Source organism: Ensifer sp., assembly GCF_035999135.1.
GTDB lineage: Bacteria > Pseudomonadota > Alphaproteobacteria > Rhizobiales > Rhizobiaceae > Ensifer.
This window is the reverse complement of the sequence record NZ_DASYGZ010000046.1, coordinates 45,878-65,319: the sequence shown is the minus strand read 5'-3', so window position 1 is coordinate 65,319 and position 19,442 is coordinate 45,878. Positions and strand designations below refer to the sequence as shown.

Below are 19,442 nucleotides of genomic sequence, written 5' to 3'. Positions count from 1 at the left end.
AAGGCGCCGCAACCGGCACAGGCTATTTCAACAGATCCGCCATGCCATTTTCGGTATTGGCAAGCGCATCGTCGATCGACTGCTGGCCCGACCAGTAGCCGGTGAACTCCTTGGCCTGCAGTTCGTAGACCGAGAGCGCCTTGGCCGAGGTTCCGCCGTTCATGACGTAACCGTATTTGCCGGCGAATTGGCCGAGCTTGACCAGATCCGGCCTGCTCTCGGCCACTTCCTTGACGACATCCGGCGTCAGCGCCGGTGCGCCGTTGTTCCTGGCATAGATCAGCGCCGCTTCCTTGGAGGACAGCCACTTCAGGAACTTCGTGGCGCCTTCCTTGTTTTCGGCATTCTTATTCAGACCGAAGCCAAGGCCGTGGATGTGGGTGAAGCGCCCCTTGGGCCCTGCGGGCGGCGCCACCGCTTCGGTTACTTCGGCAACAGCAGGGGACTTTTCCTTATTGGTCAGGTCGCTCGCCGCTGCGTTCCATTGCAGCATGGCGGCCACCTGCCCGGAGGTATAGGCGGCGTTGGCCTCGGCGAACTCGTAGGACAGCGAATCCTTCGGCGTCGCGCCGTTGTCGTAGAGCAGCTTGTAGATCTCTAGACCCTTGCGATAGGCGTCGGAGTTGACGGTGATCTTGCCGCTGTCGTCCATCCAGTCGGCGCCATAGGCACGCGGCACCGACTGCCAGACCATGATGTTGAACAGAAGGTTCTTCAACTGCAGCACCGTGCCGTAGCGCGTCGGGCTGTCCGAGTTGACGGCCTGCGAGAAGTAGAGCGCCGTAGCGGCATAATCGTCCCAGGTCCATTCGTCCGGGATCTTCGGTTCGAGCTTCTTGCCGAGATATTTCTCGGCAATTTCTGCGTACTTCGCCTTGCCCGCCTCATCATTCAAGAGAGCGTCGATCAGATCCTTGCGGGCGTACATGAAGTGCAGCGACAGGTCGGTCGGCACGCCGTATTGCTTGCCCTGGTATTGCATCGTCGACAGCACGGCGTCGCCGTAGACCGCCTTCGCCTCGCCGGAAAGTTCGACCGGTTCCATGAACGGCGCATAGCGGCCGATCGAATAGGTGGCCAGCAGATTGAGGTCGAAGGCCTTCGAGCCGGCGGCGAGATCGGCCTGCAGCTTGTCCCAGAAGCCGTCGCGGTTGAAAAACAGCAGCTCGACCTTGTCGCCTTCGGCAACGTCAGCCTTGGCATTGTAGGCATCGGCGGCGGCGCGTAGCGCCACTTCCTCCGGACCGCCCGGCCAGCCGAGCACGGTCACCTCGGCAAGGGCCGGGCTCGCCATCAGGCCGCTGACGCACACGGCCGTGAGCAGCGCCTTCTTCCGTATCGTCGCAAATGTCATTTTGGTTCTCCCTCAGGTTTTGTGTTGACGCTCTGCAAGATCAGCGATGCCGACGACCCCTGCATTCTCCCCAAGGGCGGCGGCGGTGATTGACGGCCGCAGCCGCAAGGGCACGGCTTTGAGGCTTTCTTCGACGGCGGCGAGATAGCCTTCTGCAAGACCGATGCTGCCGCCAACGACGATGCGCTTGGGGTCGAGGGCCAGCTGGATGTTGCGGCACAAAAGGGCGGTGCGCTCGGCTGACTGCCGGATGATGTGCCCCGCCCATCCGTGCCCTTCATGGGCAGCGGCAAAAGTTTCGCGCGCAGTCGCTCCCGGTTGGTGCGAGGCGGCCTCCCGGGCGATCCAGTGGCCGGATATGCGATCCTCGAGCACCTCGTCGGGCCATTCGGCGCTGCGCGACTGGCCGAAATGGCCGGACAAGCCCGTCAGCAGGCGGCCGTTCAGCACGATGCCGCCGCCAATGCCGGTGGAAATCGTCAGGAAGACCATGTCGTCGCCTCCGCCGGCGCCGAAGGCATATTCGCCCCAGGCGGCCGCCTGGGCGTCGTTGGCGGCGAGGACCGGGACGCCGGCGAGCCGCTCGATCGTGTCTGCCAGTGGGAACCGGTCGGGAATGTCGAGGGTCTTGCGGTTGAGCGCCGACCAGCAACCCTCGTCGACGATGCCGGTAACGGCGATGCCGACGCAGTCATAACGGCCGCGCCAGGATCGGATGGCGCTGAACAGCGCGTCCAGCCATCGCGCCGGATCGCCGTCGCGCGGCGTCGGCATCCGCACCGTGTCGAGCACCTCAGGCCCCCTGACGAGGGCAGCCAGCATCTTCGTGCCGCCGAGGTCGATCGCAAGGACGGTCCGGGCGTGGCTCAAGTCAGGCCTCGCTTGTGTTGAGCGCATCGTCGAGCGCATCTTTGAACCAGGACGTCACATGCTCGGGGCGGGTGATCGCCGATCCGACCACCACCGTGAAGGCGCCGGCCTCAAGCGCGCGCGCCGCCTGTTCGGGCGTGCGCACGCAACCTTCGGCGACGACACGCGGGGTGAGCCTGCGCATTGCGGCGATGAGGGCGAAGTCCGGCTCGGTCGGTTCCGTCGGCCCGGTGTAGCCGGCAAGCGTCGAGCCGACGATATCGGCACCCTCCGAGAGCGCCCGTTCCGCGTCGGCGATGACCGAGCAATCGGCCATCGCGATCTTGCCTGCCGCATGGATGCGCTCGATGAGCGCCCGGGTCGTCACCGGCCTTTCGCGCGCCGTCGCGTCATAGGCGATGATGTCGGCGCCGGCGGCCGAAAGCGCGTCGACGTCCTCGATCAGGGGGGTGATGCGGACCGGCGAGGTCTCAAGGTCGCGCTTGACGAGGCCGATGATCGGCCGGTCGGTCGCTTGGCGGACGGCATGGACATAGGCTGAAGATTCGATCCTGAGCCCTTGAGCGCCGCCATCGATTGCCGCCAGGGCAAAGCCGACGACCATCGCCGCATTGTCCATGACCCCGCCCTTTACCGGCTGGCAGGAAACGATCAAACCGTGCTTGAGGCGTTGAATGTCGAAGGTCACGCAGGCTCTCCCAATGGAGGCTCAACGGTATCAACGTAAGACCAGATTGCAACAGGAATTATACTGGTATTATCGCATCAGCTCGATGACGAAATCGTAGACGTCGCCGCGATACTTGGTCTGGGTGAACTCGACGATCTGGCCGTCGGCGAGGAAGCAGCGGCGTTCCATGATCAGCAAGCTGGTGCCGTCGGGCGTTGCCAGAAGCCGACGTTCCTCTTCGCTTGCCGGTTTTGCCTGCATGCGCTGTAACGCCCGCACGGGAAGGGCGCCGTGGTCGGCGAGATAGGCGTAGAGCGACGCGCCGATTGCCTCCGGGTCGGGGATGAAGCGGGCCGGAAGCGACGCGGTCTCGATGGCGATCGGGGTGTCGTTGGCGGTTCTGAGGCGGCGCAGGCGGACGATTTTTTCTCCAGCCGGGATGCCGAGCGCCATCATTTCCGCGGGCGACGGCCGGCTGATTTCTCGTGAAATCCAGATACAGCCGGGCTCAAGGCCGCGCGACCGCATATCCTCGGAAAAGCTTGTCATCGTCGCCAACGACTTCTCGACACGCGAGGAAACCACTGTCTTGGCGCCTTGGCGGCGATCGAGAAGGCCGTTGGCAACCAGCCCTTCGATCGCCTTTCTGACCGTCACGCGCGAGATCGACAGGCTCTCGCTCAGGTCCCGCTCACTGGGAATGACCGCGCCAGGGCGCAATGTGGACGCGTTGATCGCCTGTTTGATCGCCTCTTCCAGCCGACGATAGAGCGGCTCGCCGCTGTCGCCCGCCATGGCGCGCGCAAGAAAGTCGAGAGTTGCCTGATCGCTCATAGGGATCACCTTTCCAAGATGAGTCCTTATGCAAAATTTTTTTCAGGTTTTAAACTGGTATTATCGAAGGGCGGCCGTGATGGCGGCTCATGGAAGGCTGACGAGGGCTCGCGGTCAGTTCTGTCGCTTGTCCCCGTCCGGCGCGGCGACGGTCCGGCGTTCTTCGGCCCGCGTCACCGCCAGACTGTCGAGCGGGCTTCCGGCTTGAGCGTCGTCGCCAAAGACGTCCATGGTGCAGGTGTGAAGAATGGTGGTCGGTTCGCGCGTATGGTTCCACATCGTGTGGGTCCGCACGGATGGAAAGTGAGCGGAATCGCCTGCTTCAAGCACCATGGGCTCACCGTCGATTTCGAGCGTCAATGCCCCCTGCAGAATGAAGAAGATCTCTTCGCCCTCATGCGACATCGGTTCGCTGCGGTGGCCCGGCGGTTCGTGGATGATGGTGCTGCGCAGCACGTTGCCGGGAAAGGACGCCGACAACCGCTCGTAGGAAATGGCGCCTTCGCCGCCGAGGCCATAGACCGGCCGAAGCTCGCGTCGGGTGAAGGGCGTTGCGACCGTTGGCGGGTTGAGGAAGCTGCCGGCCTCGACCTTCAGCGTCCGGCAGACGGCAATCAACGATGTCAGCGAGGGGATCGTAATGCCGCGCTCGATCTGCGAGATGAAACCGACAGAGAATCCGGCTTCGTCAGCCACCTCCTGAAGCGTCATCTTCAACGCCTTGCGCCGCTGACGCAGGCGATCACCGAGCGGCGATGCGGCCTCCTTGCCATCGGCGATCGCATCCCTAGCCTTTCCGGTCGTCACTGTGCCGTCCCCCGTTTCTGTCTCATCAAGCTAGGGGGCGGCGCATTTTTCTGTCAATCGATTTTAGCTGACCTAAAAATCGCAGGCGTGGCGGTCGACATATTCCTGTGAAGCAGGTGCGGATAGGTGCGCGCCGTCAGCGGCTTCCGCCCGGCTGTTCGACGGTCGCCGCAACGATCCGGCGCACGATCGGCAGTATCAGCAGCAGGCTTGGAAAAGCGACGACCCAGGAGAAGGCCCAGGCCTTCAGCCACAACGCAGGCAAGTCAGGCTGGAAGCCGTTGCCGCTCAGCGTGGCGACGAAGGAGACGATCGCCGACATCAGGATCGACAGGACCAGTGGCATGGCGACCGCTTGATAGCGGTGGGGAAGCTTCTTTGGCATTGGACATGCTCCAGGAGAGTGAGGGAACGGTGGCGGAGCGGCGACCCGCGCGCCACGGACAGGGTCGTTCAGTTGCGCGCGAGTTCTTGGATGAAGGTTGCGAGCGTTTGGGGTTCGCGTCGAAGGGCGGCGCGCAGCGCCAGGCTGTTTGCGCCAAGCCCGACCTCGCCGTAGTGCTTATGGACCTTGGCGAGCAGCTCAAGCTGATGATCGCTGAACGTCCCGCGCAACGGTCTTGCCCAGTCGTGAAAGCCGATATCCGCAGCGACGATCGGCCGCCCGAGGCCTTCGGTCATCATCTGGGCGACCTCTTCGCGGTTGTGGCGGCCTTCGGCGGCAAGCTCGAGCGTCGCAAAGGCAAGGCGGTCCTCGGTGAGCGCGATCGCCGCCACTTCGGCAACGTCGCGGTAATCGACGCGGGCGATGCGCGCCGTCCTGGAAAAGGGCTCGGCGAATGTGCCGGTCGCCTTTACCCCAGGCCATGCGGAAAGGAGGTTCTGCATGAAATTTGCCGGATGGAGCACGGTGAATTCGAGCGGCGAGGAATAGAGCGCGTCCTCCACCGGGATCTTGGCCGCATGGTTCTTCAGCCGCGTATGGGTCGGCTGGATGACCGACGAGAAGACGAATTTTCGGACGCCGGCGCGCACGGACGCTTCGACCATTGACACGCCCATGGCCGCTTCGTCCGGCGCGAAGGCCGGCCCGATATGGAAGACGCCGGCGACACCGGCAAGCGCCTGATTGAGGCTAACACGATCGCGCAGGTCGCCGATCGCGATCTCTGATGCTCCCATGGTTTTCGCCAGATCAGACTGCGCGCTGTTGCGGATCAGCGCACGGACCCTTGCGCCACGGCGCGCCAGTTCCGGCACGACGAGGCCGGCGAAACGACCGGTGGCCCCGACGACAAGCACCGTGTTCGAACTCTGGTTCATGGGGTCTGCCTTTCAAGCCATCGAAGAGGATGACTTCAAGCTAGTGAGGCAAGAAGTTGCGGACAATCAGCGTGAAATGTGATTTATTATCCCGGAAAACGGGATTGTTGCATGAGCCGTATCGAAGACCTCGAGACCTTTCTGGCGATTGTCGAACAGGGCAGCCTGACGGCGGCGGCAAAACGCCTGGGACGGCCGTTGCAGACGGTCAGCCGGTCGCTGGCGGCGCTCGAGGCGGACATCGGCGTCGAGCTTGTTCACCGCACGACACGGCGATCGACGGCAAGCGAGGCGGGCGAGAGTTTCTACCGCCGCATCAAGCCTGCGGTTGAGGAGATCAACGAAGCGCGCGAAGAGGCCGTGCAGCGCCGTTCGCTACCGTCAGGCGTGCTGCGTCTCGGTGCGCCCATCCTGTTTGCGCCACGCTTTCTCATGCCGGTCATCGCCGAATACATGGCGACCTATCCCGCGGTCGAAGTCGACCTCGATCTCTCGGATGCCTTCGTCGATCTTGCCGGAAATGGTCTCGACATGGTGATCAGGATCGGTGATCTCGCGGATTCAGGGCTTACCGGCAAACGTCTCGGGGCGCTTCGCCGCGTCGTCTTTGGTGCGCCGTCCTATTTCGCACGCTTTGGTCGGCCGGCGCATCCCCTGGAGCTAACGGGGCATGCCTGCATCAACCGGACGGTGGACGAGCGGCCGGGCAGCTGGATGTTCACGATCGACGGCAGGCCGCGTGCGGTGAAAGTGAATGGCACATTTCGCGCCAACTCGATGAATGCGATCTATTCGGCGGTCGACGAGGGCCTCGGTCTCGGCTACTCGCCGCTCTGGCAGATCAAGCATCTGATCGATGCGGGCAAGGTGGAGATTGTTCTTGAGGACTTCGAGCCTGCGCCGGTGCCGATTCACGCGCTGTGGCTCGAAGGGCGCTCGCCATCGGCCAAGATCCGCCGATTTCTCGATCTGCTGGGCGAACGCCTGAAGCTTGACGGCCTGTGATGCCGCGTACCGGCCGAGGCTAGCCGTCACTTGTCTATTTCGCGAACTTCTTCGCACCGGCAACGCAAAGGACGATGGCGCCGGTGGTCGCGAGCATCGCCGAGCTGACCGGTTCGCCAAGCAGTGTCGCTGCGAGCGCCAGGCCGAAGAAGGGCTGCAGCAGCTGCAGTTGCCCGACGCCGGCGACGCCGCCGAGCGCGAGGCCCCGATACCAGAAGACGAAGCCGATCAGCATGCTGAAGATCGACACGTAGGCGAGCCCGGTCCAGGCGGCGCGGTCCACCGCGGCAAAGCTTGCGGGCATGGTCAAGAGCGCCAGCGCCAGCATGACCGGCAGCGACAGGACCAGCGCCCAGCAGATGACCTGCCAGCCGCCGAGCTTGCGCGAAAGACTGGCGCCTTCGGCATAGCCGAGGCCGCAGACGATGATGGCGCCGAGCATCAGGAGGTCACCGACCGGATTTGAAGCAAAGCCCTGCAGCATCGCGAAGCCAACGACCGCCGCACTTCCCAGCGAAGAGAAGAACCAGAAGGCCGGACGCGGCCGCTCGCCGGCGCGCAGGACCCCGAAAATCGCGGTCGCGAGCGGCAGAAGCCCGACGAAGACGATCAGATGCGCCGAGGTCACGTATTGCAGCGCCAGGGCCGTCAGCAGCGGAAAGCCGAGGACGACGCCGAAGGCGACGATCGTCAGCGACACCAGATCGGCGCGCGATGGCCGGGGCTGCCGGAAGACGAGAAGCAAGGCGAGCCCGAGCAGGCCGGCGATCGCCGCGCGCGCCACCGTCAGGAACACCGGGTCGAAATCCATGACTGCGACCCTCGTCGCAGGCAGCGATCCGCTGAAGATCAGCACCCCGAGAAAACCGCTCACCCAACCGTCTGTCGTCCTGTCCATGCGATGCTCCTTTTTCGTCTGTATCGGCCGGGAGAGGGTGGTCTTGCCAGAGACAATGCGATACAGTTTCTCAAAACTGTAATGGATGTTCGGGCAGTACGGATGACGGTGCAGGCGCTTGGGATCGGCAGCGAAACGCTGCTCGAAGGTGTAATGGCGACGATCCGGCAGCGGATCTCGGGGCGTGTTCTCACGCCCGGCGCCAAGCTTCCGTCCATCCGTGCCTTCGCCAAGACGATGCGGGTTTCAAAATCAACCGTCGTCGAAGCCTATGAGCGGCTGGTAGCCGAAGGCGTCATCCGTTCGAAACCCGGCGCCGGCTTCTTTGTCGCCGCGCCGCTTGCGCCCCTGTCGCTGGCCGAGATCGGCCCGCGGCTCGACCGGGCCGTCGATCCGCTCTGGGTGTCGCGCCAGGCGCTGGAAACGGGCGACACCGTGCTGAAGCCGGGCTGTGGCTGGTTGCCCGCGGACTGGATGCCGGAAACGGCAATCCGCCGCGCGCTCAAGGCTGCGACCAAGCTGGAGGCGAACGGGCTGACGGACTACGGAACGCCGCTCGGCCATCGGCCGCTGCGTCAGCTTTTGTCGCGACGTCTCGGCGAGCATGGCGTCGAGGCGACGCCCGATCAGATCATCCTGACGGATTCGGGAACGCAGGCGATCGACCTTCTGTGCCGCTTCCTGCTCGAACCTGGCGATACGGTCGTGGTCGACGATCCCTGCTATTTCAACTTCCATGCACTGCTGCGCGCCCATAGGGCCGACGTGGTGAGCGTGCCCTACACCTCGTCAGGGCCCGATCTCGAGAAATTCGCCGAGGTTCTGGCGACGCATCGGCCGCGGCTCTACATCACCAATTCCGCGGTCCACAATCCGACCGGCGCCACGCTTTCGCCCGTCGTTGCCCATCGGTTGCTCAAACTAACCGAGCAGGCCGGGCTGACGATTGTCGAGGACGATATCTTCGCCGATTTCGAGCATGCGCCGGCGCCGCGGCTCGCTGCCTTCGACGGGCTCGACCGTGTCGTGCAGATCGGCAGCTTCTCAAAGACCCTTTCGGCATCGATGCGCTGCGGCTTCATTGCTGCGCCTAAGGATTGGGTCGAAGGGCTTGTCGACCTGAAGATCGCCACGACCTTCGGCGGGCCAGGCCTTGCGGCGGAACTGGTCTTCGCGATGCTCAAGGATGGCAGCTATCGCAAGCATGTGGAGGCGTTGCGCCAGCGTCTGGCGCGCGCCGTGAGCGAGAAGGCGGCACGGCTCGGCGATATCGGCATCAGGCCGTGGATCGAGCCGCAGGCTGGGATGTTTCTCTGGTGCCGCTTGCCCGAGGGTGTCGATGCGGCCGACGTGGCGCAAAGGGCGCTCCAGCAGGAGATCGTTCTGGCGCCCGGCAACGTGTTCTCCCATGCCGGCACCGCCAACGGCTTCATGCGCTTCAACGTCTCCCAATGCGAGGATGAGCGTCTCTTCAAGGTTCTGCCGCAGATCATGCGCCAATGCGCAGCGGCGCGATCGGACTGAACAGGCGGCGTACCGCATGCGATGCTCGTTTTACAGGCAGTCTCGGCCGATCGCCGGGGAGGGGCCCTCGATCGCAGCCCTGCCAATTCGTTTTGCCGCGCAGCGAGGCAGGTTTTGCCTGTTTTTTATGCAGACCGCTTCTTCCTTGCGCTGCCGGCTCGTTCTCCGGGGCTCTTAAATGCTGCCAAAGGCAATTTTCTCGGGAATCTGGCGCTGAATCCGACTTGGCACGATTAATGCTTGTTAACAGGCAACGGTCGTCGGGCACGCCGCTCTGGTTTGCCCAGCCGCTTCGGAACCATGCCATTCCTGGCGTCAAGTGAGAGAACGAAATGACAAAGTTTAAGCTCGAATACATCTGGCTCGACGGTTACAAGCCCACCCCGAACCTGCGCGGCAAGACCCTGGTCAAGGAATTCGAGGCTTTCCCGACGCTCGAGCAGCTGCCGTTCTGGGGCTTTGACGGTTCCTCGACGCTGCAGGCCGAAGGCAGCAGCTCCGACTGTGTGCTGAAGCCTGTTGCCGCCTATCCGGATCCGGAGCGCAAGAACGGCGTGCTCGTGCTTTGCGAAGTCATGATGCCGGACGCCAAGACGCCGCATCCGTCGAACACCCGCGCTTCGATCCTCGAAGACGACGGCGCCTGGTTCGGCTTCGAGCAGGAGTACTTCTTCTATCAGAACGGCCGCCCGCTCGGTTTCCCGGATGCCGGCTACCCGGCACCGCAGGGCCCGTATTACTGCGGCGTCGGCTTCAGCAATGTCGGCGACGTGGCTCGCAAGATCGTCGAAGAGCACCTCGATATCTGCCTGGCTGCCGGCATCAACCATGAAGGCATCAACGCCGAGGTTGCCAAGGGCCAGTGGGAATTCCAGGTCTTCGGCAAGGGTTCGCGCAAGGCCGCCGACGAAATCTGGCTCGCCCGCTACCTCCTGCAGCGCCTGACGGAAAAATACGGCATCGACGTTGAATACCACTGCAAGCCGCTCGGCGACACCGACTGGAACGGTTCGGGCATGCACGCCAACTTCTCGACCGCCTACATGCGCGAAGTCGGCGGCAAGGCATACTTCGAAGACCTGATGGCGGCTTTCGCCGAAGCCCGCGCCGATCACATCGCCGTCTATGGCCCTGACAACCACATGCGCCTGACCGGCAAGCACGAAACCGCTTCGATCCACCAGTTCAGCTACGGTGTTGCTGACCGCGGCGCCTCGATTCGCGTTCCGCACAGCTTCGTCAACAACGACTACAAGGGTTACCTCGAAGATCGCCGCCCGAACTCCAAGGGCGACCCCTACCAGATCGCTTCCCAGATCCTGAAGACGATCTCGACGGTCCCGACCGACGTCGAAAAGCGCGAAGCCGCCTGATTTTCTGGCCCGGCGTTCACGAGGGCGCCGGGCCGAAATCGACGGGGTTGCGCTTTTCGCGCCCAACAAAAAACGCCCCGCGGCTTGCGGGGCGTTTTTTGTTGTCGGAAGACCTGCTCAGGCAGTGCGTACGAAGTGATCGGGCTCGATCTCGCGGATCGTCGCCTGATCCGCGGCCGAACGGCGGCGCGTTTCGTCGGCTTCCGTGGCGCTGACCTGGGCGTTCGGATCGTCGAAGCGGATGTCCGGGTCGGGCACGGCCGACAGCAGCAGCCTGGTGTAGGGGTGGGCGGGGTTGTCGATGACCTTGCCGGTGTTGCCCCATTCGACAATCTGGCCGGCATACATCACGGCGATATCCTCGGCCACGTAGCGGGCGGTCGCGATATCGTGGGTGATGTAGAGGAGGCCGAGGTTCATCTCCTGCTTCATTTCGCTCAAGAGATTGAGCACGCCGAGCCGGACGGAGACGTCGAGCATCGACGTCGGTTCGTCGGCGACGATGACTTCGGGCTTGGCCGCGAGCGCCCGGGCAATGTTGACGCGCTGGCGCTGGCCACCCGAAAGCTCATGCGGATATCTCGGCGCGATCATGTCGGGATCGAGCTTCACCTGTCGCAGCAGCGCCTTGATCTCCTCGGCGACGGCGGCACCCTTCAGTTCCGGGCGATGCAGCATCAGCGGACGCTTCAGGTGGTAGGCGATCGTGTGGGCCGGGTTGAGTGAGGCGAAGGGATCCTGGAAGATCATCTGCACCGAACGGCGATAATCGGCGATCTCTTTTGCTCCCGCCTTATCGACGGGCTTGCCCTTGTAGAGCAGCCGCCCTTCGCTCGGCTCGTATTCGCGCATGGCGATGCGGGCGCAGGTGGTCTTGCCGCTGCCGGATTCGCCGACGACCGCCAGTGCCCGTCCGGCATGGAGCGAGAAGGAGATGGCGCGCGCCGCGCGCACGGCGCCCGGACCATTGCCGAAGGTCTTGCTGACCTTGTCCAGGGTCAGAATGGGTGCGGATGTGCTGGTCATCGAAGGACGCCTCCATGCAGCGAGGGGAAGGAGGCCCAGAGCTTCTTGGTATAGTCGTGCTCGGGTGTCCGGTAGATGGCGTCGGCGCTGCCCTGTTCGACCAGCTTGCCGCCGAGCATGATACCGATGCGGTCGCAGAACTGCACCATCAGCCCGAGGTCATGGGTGATGAAGAGCACGGCGAAGCCGAGCTTGCGCCGAAGTTCGTTGATCCGCTGCAGGATTTCGCGCTGAACGACGACGTCGAGCGCGGTCGTCGGCTCGTCCATGACGATCAGGCGCGGATCGAGCGCCAGGCAGATGGCGATGACGATACGCTGGCGCATGCCGCCGGAGAACTGGTGCGGATAGTCGCGCATGCGGTCCGGCGAAATGTCGACGAGCCTGAGCATTTCGGCAGTCCGGTCGCGCGCCGCTGCCCTTCTCATGCCCTTGTGCGTCTTGAGCACGTCGTAGAACTGCTGCTCGATGCGCAGCACAGGATTGAGCGAGTTCATCGCGCTCTGGAAGACCATCGCCACTTCGCGCCAACGGAAGTCGGCAAGGCCCTTCTGGTCGAGGTCGAGCACGTTGCGGCCATCGAGCAGGATGGCGCTTTCCTTGCGGATCAGTGCCGGCGGCTTGTGCAGCCGACTGATGGCAAAGGCGATGGTGCTCTTGCCGCAGCCGCTCTCGCCGGCAAGGCCGAAGACTTCGCCGGGAGCAACATCGAAGCTGACATTGTCGACGGCGCGGAAGTCGTCGGTTTCGCCGATATAGTCGATCGTGAGGTTCTTGACGGAAAGCAGAGGCGCGGTCACAGGCGGCCCTCCCCGGAACGGATGAGAGACTGCCAGCGGCCGAGCCGGTTGCCGGTGCGCAGCCGCGGATTGGCGATTTCGTCAACGGCGAAGTTGAGCAGCGACAGGCCGATGCCGAGGAAGGCGAGCGCGAAGCACGGCGTCAGGATGTCCCACCAGGCGCCGACCGAAAGCGCGGACGCCTTTTGCGCACCATAGAGCATGGTGCCCCAGGAGACGACCTTGGGATCACCGAGGCCGAGGAACTCGAGCGTTGCCTGGGTGATGATCGCGAAGATCACGCTGCCGATGAAGTTGATGCCGACGATCGAGATCAGATTGGGGAAAATCTCGAAGGTCATGATCCGCCAGCGTGGCTCGCCCATCATCTCGGCCGATTTCACATAGTCCTTCTGCTTCACCGACAGCGTCTCGGCGCGGGTGACGCGGGCGCCCCAGGCCCAGGAGGTGCAGCCGAGAATGAGCGCGATGACCCACGGGCTTGCCTGGCCGATGAAGGCGGCGAGCACGAGCAGCAGCGGCAGGTTCGGCACGACGAGCACCATGTTGGTGAAGAAGCTGATGACCTCGTCGATCTTGCCGCCGCGATAGCCGGCGATGATGCCGAGCGCCGTGCCGACAATGGTGATCAGAAGCCCGGCGCCGAAGCCGACGGCCAGCGACGTGCGGGCGCCGTAGACGAGGCGTGCGAAGACGTCCTGGCCGATACGGGTGGTACCGAGCCAGTGTTCGAGTGACGGCGACTGATGCGGCCGTCCGACGCGGGCGCCCGGGTCATAGGAGGTTAGCAGAGGGGCTGCGATCGCGACAGCCAAGATGAAGGCGACGATCAGTGCGCCGACCATGGCCTTGCGGTTGTGGATGAGCGGGAAGGAGGAGGTCTTCATATCACGCCCTCTTCAGTCGTGGGTCGAGCAGCACGTAGCTGACGTCGACGATGAAGTTGGCAATGAGCATGGTGGCGGTCATGATCAAGAGCTGTCCCTGGATGACGGGGTAATCGCGGGCGAGGATCGCCTGGTAGAGGATGTTGCCGAGGCCGGGATAATTGAACACCACCTCGGTCACCAGCGAGCCGCCAAGCACCGTGCCGATGGCGATCGCAAGGCTCGACACAGTCGGCAGCAGGGCGTTGCGCGCCGCATACCAGATCATCACGCGGGTGTCGGAGAGCCCCTTGGCGCGGGCCATGACGATGTAGTCCTCGCCGAGCAGGTTGATCATGTTGTTGCGCATGGTCACGGCGAAGCCGCCGGTCAGAACGGCGCAGAGCGTCAGCATCGGCAGGATGCCGTGGTAGAGGACGCTGCCGATATATTCGAACGTGAAGGCAGGATCGAGCGCCGGATCGGCGGCATAGCCGGTCGGAAACCAGCCAAGCGTGAAGCCGAAGGTGAAGACGACGATCAGCGAAGTGACGACGGCCGGTACCGAGGTCGCGAAGATCGCGCCGACGGAAACGATGACGTCGAACAAGCTGCCACGGCGCCAGGCCGCGAGAATGCCGAGGAAGGTGCCGAGGGCGAAGCTGACGATGGTGGCGGTTCCCATCAGGCCGACGGTCCAGACGAGTGCGTTGCCGAGAACGGTGGTCACCGGCAGTGGGAAATACTTGATGGAACGGCCGAGGTCGCCGCTGAAGATGCTGCCGAGATAGGTGAGGTACTGCTGCCAGAGCGGCCCGTCGACGAAGCCGAAGGTGAGTTTCAGGGCCTGCAGGCTTTCGGGCGGCAGCTCCGCGCCGGCGCTCGAAAACATGATCTGCACCGGATCACCGGGCATCAGCCGCGGCAGGAAAAAGTTGATCGTCGCCGCCGCGACGAAGGCCGCCAGGTAGAAACACAGGCGGCGTAGCAGAAAGGCCATAGGGAACTCCATCGACTGCGGCCGCCGCGTGTGGCGTCAGGCGGCAGGGCTGTCTTCGTGGCAGATCGTCCTTAGGGGCAAGCTCCGGGACGACCGTGTGGCGGACGAAGGCCGCCCGCCACTATGGGCCGGATCGAGATGAGGCGCCCCCGAGGAACATCGTCCGTGAGAGCGCCGCGATCTCAGATCGGCTTACTTCACCGGCTCAAGCGCCAAGAGGTGCAAGAGACGCGCCGGGTTGTTGCGGGTGATCGACGGGTTGACGAAGGGGTTTTCCGCCGTCGCCCAGCCCTTGAAGCGCTTGGTGTTGTACTGGTACCAGTTCGGGTTGTTGAACACCGGCATCATGGGCATGTTCTCGGCGACGATGCGCTGGGCCTTGTTCATAGCTTCCTTCTGCTTGGCCGGGTCAGCCGTCTGGGTGAACTCCGTCAACAGAGCCTCGACGTCCGGGTTGAACCAGCGCTGCGAGGTGAAGCGGGTCTTGCCCTTGTCGCTCGAGCTGAAGGCGCGCTTGTAGGGGTAGTAGGGCGAGGCCGACGCCGGCAGGCTGTTGATCGCCGCGTCAAAGGTGCCGTTGATCAGGTTTCCGGTCCAGACAGCCTCTTCCGGCGTCTCGATCTTGGCATCGAGGCCGACGGCCTGCAGGCCCTCGACCGCGATCGTCACGGTGTCGATCCAGTCGGTCCAGGAGCTCGGGACGATGATCGAAAACGCAATCTTGGTGCCATCGGGGTTGTCGCGGAAGCCGTCGCCGTCCTTGTCGGCATAGCCTGCCTCGTCGAGCAGCGCCTTGGCGGCATCGGCATCGAATTTGCCGTATTTGCCGAAATCGGCGGCAACCGACGGATCGGCCCAGCTCTTGTAGAGCTCGCCCATGCCGGCGGGGTCCTCGTTGAGCGTCGGGTAGCCGTAGCCGGCGACGTCGACCATGGTGCCGCGATCGAGCGCCATTGAGGCGGCGCGGCGGAACTTCACGTCGTTGAAGGCCTTGCGGTTGTTTTCGTTGGCGGTTTCCTGGTTGAACAGGAAGGCGACCATGCTGCTTGGCGAGTACCAGAAGTGGAAGTGCTCCGGGTCCTTGGCGACATAGACGTTCTCGATATCCGGGATGAAGGAGACGCCCCAGTCAAGGGTGCCCGACGCCGTTGCCGTCAGGATCTGGTTGTTGTCGGCAAGCTGCGGGAAGCGCACGCAGTCGACCTTCAGCGTCGCGGCATCCCAGTAATGGGGGTTGCGGCACTGGTCATAGGTCTGGCCGGTGAAACGCGGAATTTCGGTCAGCGGACCGCTGCCGACGGGCGTCTCGTTGGCGAAGGTCACCGGCTCGGCGATGTCCTTCCAGACGTGCTCGGGCACGATCGGCAGCTGCGCCAGCTGTTCGCCGGCAAGCGAGCTGGGGTTGGCGAGCGTGAAGCGGACGGTCTGGGCATCAACGGCTTCGACGCCGGTGATGAAGGTCCAGATGCTGACGAAGTCGAGTGCCGGGAACTTCTTCAGGTAGTCATAGGTGAACTTGACGTCTTCAGCCGTCAGCGGCTTGCCGTCCGACCACTTCAGGTTCGGGCGAAGCTTGAACTCGATCGACTTCAGGTCGTCCGCAAGCTTGAAGCTTTCGGCAAGCCGGAAGGCCGGCTTGTTGCCGTCGAAGCGGTTGAAGACGACCAGCGGCTCGTAGATGAAATCGAGGGTGCTCTGGCGCGCCGAGGTCTGGTTGAACGGGTTGAAGTTGCGCACCCAGGTGGTCGCCGGCTCGATATTGGCCGTCAGCACGGTCTGTGCCGCGGCCGGGCCGGCGATGAGGGCGAGCGCGGTGGCTGCGCCCAGAATGGATTTCTTCACGGTAGTTCCCCTTTTTTGATCGTAGGATTTCTTGCGGGATCAGGCGACGAGGGCGCTGTTGAAAATGTCCTCGACTTCGGCATGGGCTTGGCGGACGTCGACCTTCAGCGTGCCGAGGCGCGCCTTGCCGGCCGCGATGCGCTTCAGTGCGGCTTCGGTCAGCGGCCTTGCCGCCTTGGCGGCCGCTTCACTTTCCGCGAGCGTGCCGTGGCTGTGGAGCGCAATGTCGGAACCGGCATCGAGCACCTGGCGGACGCGTTCCGGCAGGGTGCCGCGCAGCGATTCCATGAAGATGCAGTCGGAGACGAGCACGCCGTCATAACCCATGTTGTTGCGGATCACGTCGTGCATGACCGGCGAGATCGACGCCGGCAGCTCCTTGTCGAACGCCGAGTAGACGACGTGCGCGACCATGGCCCAGGGCGTGTCGCGCAGCGCCACGAACGGCTTGAAGTCCGTGGATGTCAGCAGTTCGCGCGAGGCGTCGACCACCGGTCGCTCCTTGTGCGAATCGAGCGTGGCGCGGCCATGGCCCGGAATGTGTTTCATGACAGGCATGTTGCCGGTCTCAAGCAGGCCATCGACCACTTCACGGCCAAGGGCGGCGATGAAATCCGGGTCAGCGCCGAAGGAGCGCGCGCCGATCACAGAGCTGGTGGTCGAAAAGACGAGGTCGAGCACCGGCGAGCAGCCGCTCGTCAGGCCGAGCTCGCTCATCATCGTGCCCATGGCCTGGCTGGACAGACGCAGCGCCTTCTTGCCGAGCGCAAAGTCGTGGCGCGCGAGTTCGGCGAATTCGCCGAAGGAGCGGAAGAGCGGCCACGGGCCGGCATCCAGATGCTGGACGCGGCCACCTTCCTGGTCGGTGAAGACGGGCGCGTCCTCACGGCCGACGGCTTCGCGGAAGCGTTCGATCAGCACCCTTGTCTGTTCGGGCTCGCGTTGGTTGCGGCGGCCGACGAACAGGCCGAACGGATTGGTCTCGCGGAAGAGCGCGAACTCGTCGTCGGAAAGCGTAGGATTGGGAATGCCGACAAAGAGGGCAAGCGGGGTCGAGGACATTGGGAGGCTCCGATATCTTGGAATTATTTGGAAGGGCGACGCAGCATGCCCTGGTAGATCCCCTTGTCAGGGGCAGGGATGGCGACAGCGCCGACGGTCTTTGCGTAGAAATCGACCGGGCCGGCATCGCCGATGAAGGCATAGGCGTGGCCAAGCGTCTTCATCGTGTCGAGGCAGCCGGATAGCAGGGCAACGCCGATGCCCTTGCCGCGGCTGGCGTTGTCGACGCCGGTCGGACCAAAGAAGCCCGGTGCGGTCGTGTCATAGCAGGCAAAGCCGACGAGTTTGCCATCGTCGACGGCGATCAGGCAGGCGACCGGCCGACGCGTAAACGCAACGGTCACCTCGCTTGCCCAGTTCTCGCTGAAATTCTCCCGCACCCAATCAACGACCAGGCCCATTTCCGGCGGCAAGGCGGGCCGTATGCTCACCTTGTCGGTTTCGGTTCTACGCTTGAGTTCGCCGAGGATCGGCGCGTACAAGCTCACCAGCATGTCAGGCATATGCTCCTCCACATATTCCTTTATTAAGGAATTGCTGCCTTTGTAATGCAATAGATGGAGCCATCCTGCGCCTCTTGTCAATCGACAAATGTCGGAAAGCCGACGCGTCCCCCGTGTTTCATGTCGCAGCTGTCGTGCGATGAAACGTTCCAACAAGAGCTGCCGGCCTGGCGCTGGATCGGTATCGTCTCGCGCGATGCGCGTCATCAAAAGGCTTGTGCAATTATTTCGATGCGGCGATTGCGCTTTTGTACAAATCTGTTCTTGAGTTGTTCGGTGCGTATTTGAGTTTACAAAAGTATGAAGTGTTAAAATTCTTCGGCGACCGAGTGGGGGCTTGGCAATATTCAATTATACTGAAAAACGACATTGCGGCCCCTGGCCGGAATGTCGTGAATGCCCGGTGCAAACCGGGCATGAGGTTGCCGACAACGGCGTCGACGGCTACTCGGCCGGTCGGGTCAGGATGAACAGGGCAGGAAGAACCATCGCGATGGCCACGCTTGCAGCGAGCAACGGGCTGGGGCTGCCGAAATAACAAAACAATGCGAAGCTTGCGGCCATCAGGCTCACCGCCGTGGTCTTGGCGCGCCTGGAAATCGCGCCTTTTTCGCGCCAGAGCCGGAGCGAAGCCCCGAAAACGCGGTGATTGAGCAACCATTGCTCCAGCCTGGGCGATGCCCGGGCGAAAAGCCCGGCCGCGAGCAGCAGAAAGGGGGTCGTCGGAAGGATCGGAAGGAAAGCGCCGACCACGCCGAGGCCGACCATCAGCCAGGCAAGGCCGAGGTAGAGGAGGCGAAGAGCTGGGTTCATGCGGGGCCTCCCTGCCAGCTCATGCTTCGGATGTTTCGCCGACCGGTGCCGGTTCGGGAACGCTCGGCGGCCAGCGACGGAGTGCCTCCAGCCCAGCCTCTGTCAGGGCATAGACGCCTCGATCGATCCGCTCGAACCAGCCGTAGACATTGCTCTGCAGGATTTTTGGGGCATCCGGCGCGGCAGCGCGCAGATCGCGCGGGCGTTGTTGGCCGCCCTGCAAGGCTGCCGCGCAGGCGAGCGCCTGCTGGCGGTAGGCGGTCATGATCGGCGAGCGCGTGGCGCCGCCCTTCGTCGGGTCGCCCTTGCGGCGGCGGTGTTCGTTGATCAGCCGCGCCCGTTTCTTGTTGTTCTTGCGCGGCATCACCGCAGACGCGGCGAGAATGACGTCGACCGTGCCGTTGTCGGCAACCGAAAGCATGCCGAAACCGAGCCGGCGACAGAGGTCGCGGAACCGGCGGTCGCTTTCGCGGCCCTTGCCCTTGGCCGAGACCCGGGCGGCGATCCAGACTTCGTCGCCCGACGCCGCGCGCTCTACGGCCTGAAGCACGAGTTCGAGGTTGAAGCTGAGCTTCAGCTCACAGATGACGACGAGCGGTGGCTCGTCATCGCTGAGCGCGACGATGTCGCAACCGCCGATCTCGCCCTTGACGTTGTAGCCGCGGGTTTCGAGGAACTGCTTGATCGGCTGGTAAAGGGTCGTCTCCAAACCCGGGAATCCTGCTCTGGTCGAAAATAGGGGAGTGCAGACTAGCAGATAGCCTCGATTGTCGGACTTGTCATCACGCCAGCGGGGGCGGGCAGAGGACGGGCGCGAAGACCGAACGATAGCAGCTACGCTTCGCCCTAACCTTGTGACGTGCTATCATAAT

General features: G+C 63.5%; 18 protein-coding genes and 1 pseudogene. 3 read left to right on the top strand and 16 right to left on the bottom strand.

Features of this window, described 5'->3' with window-relative positions:
* Positions 1–22: 22 nt before the first annotated feature.
* The 6 genes and pseudogenes from VGO12_RS04710 to VGO12_RS04685 form a co-directional block, all read right to left on the bottom strand.
* Complete coding sequence (locus VGO12_RS04710) at positions 23–1,354, bottom strand: extracellular solute-binding protein (RefSeq protein WP_414650674.1); 1,332 nt, start codon at positions 1,352–1,354, stop codon at positions 23–25.
* Between the two features lie 12 nt (positions 1,355–1,366).
* A pseudogene (locus tag VGO12_RS04705) lies at positions 1,367–2,843 on the bottom strand (putative N-acetylmannosamine-6-phosphate 2-epimerase).
* Positions 2,844–2,981: 138 nt separating this feature from the next.
* A complete protein-coding gene (locus tag VGO12_RS04700) occupies positions 2,982–3,728 on the bottom strand; it encodes a GntR family transcriptional regulator (RefSeq protein ID WP_327511562.1) in 747 nt (248 codons plus the stop codon).
* A gap of 114 nt (positions 3,729–3,842) precedes the next feature.
* On the bottom strand, positions 3,843–4,535 hold the full coding sequence (locus VGO12_RS04695) for an XRE family transcriptional regulator (protein WP_327511561.1): 693 nt from the start codon (positions 4,533–4,535) through the stop codon (positions 3,843–3,845).
* Positions 4,536–4,671: 136 nt separating this feature from the next.
* Entirely contained in the window at positions 4,672–4,920 is a 249-nt protein-coding gene (locus VGO12_RS04690) for a DUF2798 domain-containing protein (protein ID WP_327511560.1), read from the bottom strand.
* Positions 4,921–4,988: 68 nt separating this feature from the next.
* Positions 4,989–5,858 carry an NmrA family NAD(P)-binding protein gene (locus VGO12_RS04685; protein ID WP_327511559.1) on the bottom strand — a complete coding sequence of 290 codons (870 nt, stop codon included), beginning with the start codon at positions 5,856–5,858 and terminating at the stop codon, positions 4,989–4,991.
* A gap of 111 nt (positions 5,859–5,969) precedes the next feature.
* Here VGO12_RS04685 and VGO12_RS04680 point away from each other — a divergent pair, with 111 nt between their 5' ends.
* Positions 5,970–6,863, top strand: coding sequence for a LysR family transcriptional regulator (locus VGO12_RS04680; protein WP_327511558.1), 894 nt, complete (start codon positions 5,970–5,972; stop codon positions 6,861–6,863).
* Between the two features lie 34 nt (positions 6,864–6,897).
* Here the strand turns inward: VGO12_RS04680 and VGO12_RS04675 are convergent, their stop codons facing one another.
* Positions 6,898–7,761, bottom strand: coding sequence for a DMT family transporter (locus VGO12_RS04675; RefSeq protein WP_327511557.1), 864 nt, complete (start codon positions 7,759–7,761; stop codon positions 6,898–6,900).
* 81 nt (positions 7,762–7,842) lie between these two features.
* Between VGO12_RS04675 and VGO12_RS04670 the strand changes: the two genes are divergently transcribed.
* On the top strand, positions 7,843–9,285 hold the full coding sequence (locus tag VGO12_RS04670) for a PLP-dependent aminotransferase family protein (protein ID WP_327511556.1): 1,443 nt from the start codon (positions 7,843–7,845) through the stop codon (positions 9,283–9,285).
* Between the two features lie 332 nt (positions 9,286–9,617).
* A complete protein-coding gene (locus VGO12_RS04665) occupies positions 9,618–10,658 on the top strand; it encodes a glutamine synthetase beta-grasp domain-containing protein (RefSeq protein WP_327511555.1) in 1,041 nt (346 codons plus the stop codon).
* A gap of 117 nt (positions 10,659–10,775) precedes the next feature.
* Here VGO12_RS04665 and VGO12_RS04660 read toward each other — a convergent pair whose 3' ends face one another.
* The 9 genes from VGO12_RS04660 to VGO12_RS04620 form a co-directional block, all read right to left on the bottom strand.
* On the bottom strand, positions 10,776–11,684 hold the full coding sequence (locus VGO12_RS04660; RefSeq protein ID WP_327511554.1) for an ABC transporter ATP-binding protein: 909 nt from the start codon (positions 11,682–11,684) through the stop codon (positions 10,776–10,778).
* The gene (locus tag VGO12_RS04655; RefSeq protein ID WP_327511553.1) at positions 11,681–12,484 is read right to left on the bottom strand and encodes an ABC transporter ATP-binding protein; all 804 of its coding nucleotides are present in this window, start codon (positions 12,482–12,484) and stop codon (positions 11,681–11,683) included. Before VGO12_RS04655 ends, VGO12_RS04660 begins: the two co-directional genes overlap by 4 nt.
* On the bottom strand, positions 12,481–13,371 hold the full coding sequence (locus VGO12_RS04650) for an ABC transporter permease (RefSeq protein ID WP_327511552.1): 891 nt from the start codon (positions 13,369–13,371) through the stop codon (positions 12,481–12,483). Before VGO12_RS04650 ends, VGO12_RS04655 begins: the two co-directional genes overlap by 4 nt.
* A gap of 1 nt (position 13,372) precedes the next feature.
* Entirely contained in the window at positions 13,373–14,350 is a 978-nt protein-coding gene (locus VGO12_RS04645) for an ABC transporter permease (protein ID WP_327511551.1), read from the bottom strand.
* Positions 14,351–14,542: 192 nt separating this feature from the next.
* On the bottom strand, positions 14,543–16,192 hold the full coding sequence (locus tag VGO12_RS04640) for an ABC transporter substrate-binding protein (protein WP_327511550.1): 1,650 nt from the start codon (positions 16,190–16,192) through the stop codon (positions 14,543–14,545).
* A gap of 39 nt (positions 16,193–16,231) precedes the next feature.
* On the bottom strand, positions 16,232–17,254 hold the full coding sequence (locus VGO12_RS04635) for a glycoside hydrolase family 3 N-terminal domain-containing protein (protein ID WP_327511549.1): 1,023 nt from the start codon (positions 17,252–17,254) through the stop codon (positions 16,232–16,234).
* Positions 17,255–17,277: 23 nt separating this feature from the next.
* Entirely contained in the window at positions 17,278–17,757 is a 480-nt protein-coding gene (locus tag VGO12_RS04630; protein ID WP_327511548.1) for a GNAT family N-acetyltransferase, read from the bottom strand.
* Between the two features lie 444 nt (positions 17,758–18,201).
* Positions 18,202–18,570, bottom strand: a complete 369-nt coding sequence (locus VGO12_RS04625) for a YbaN family protein (RefSeq protein WP_327511547.1) — start codon at positions 18,568–18,570, stop codon at positions 18,202–18,204.
* A gap of 19 nt (positions 18,571–18,589) precedes the next feature.
* A complete protein-coding gene (locus tag VGO12_RS04620) occupies positions 18,590–19,279 on the bottom strand; it encodes a DUF2161 domain-containing phosphodiesterase (protein WP_327511546.1) in 690 nt (229 codons plus the stop codon).
* Positions 19,280–19,442 lie beyond the last annotated feature (163 nt).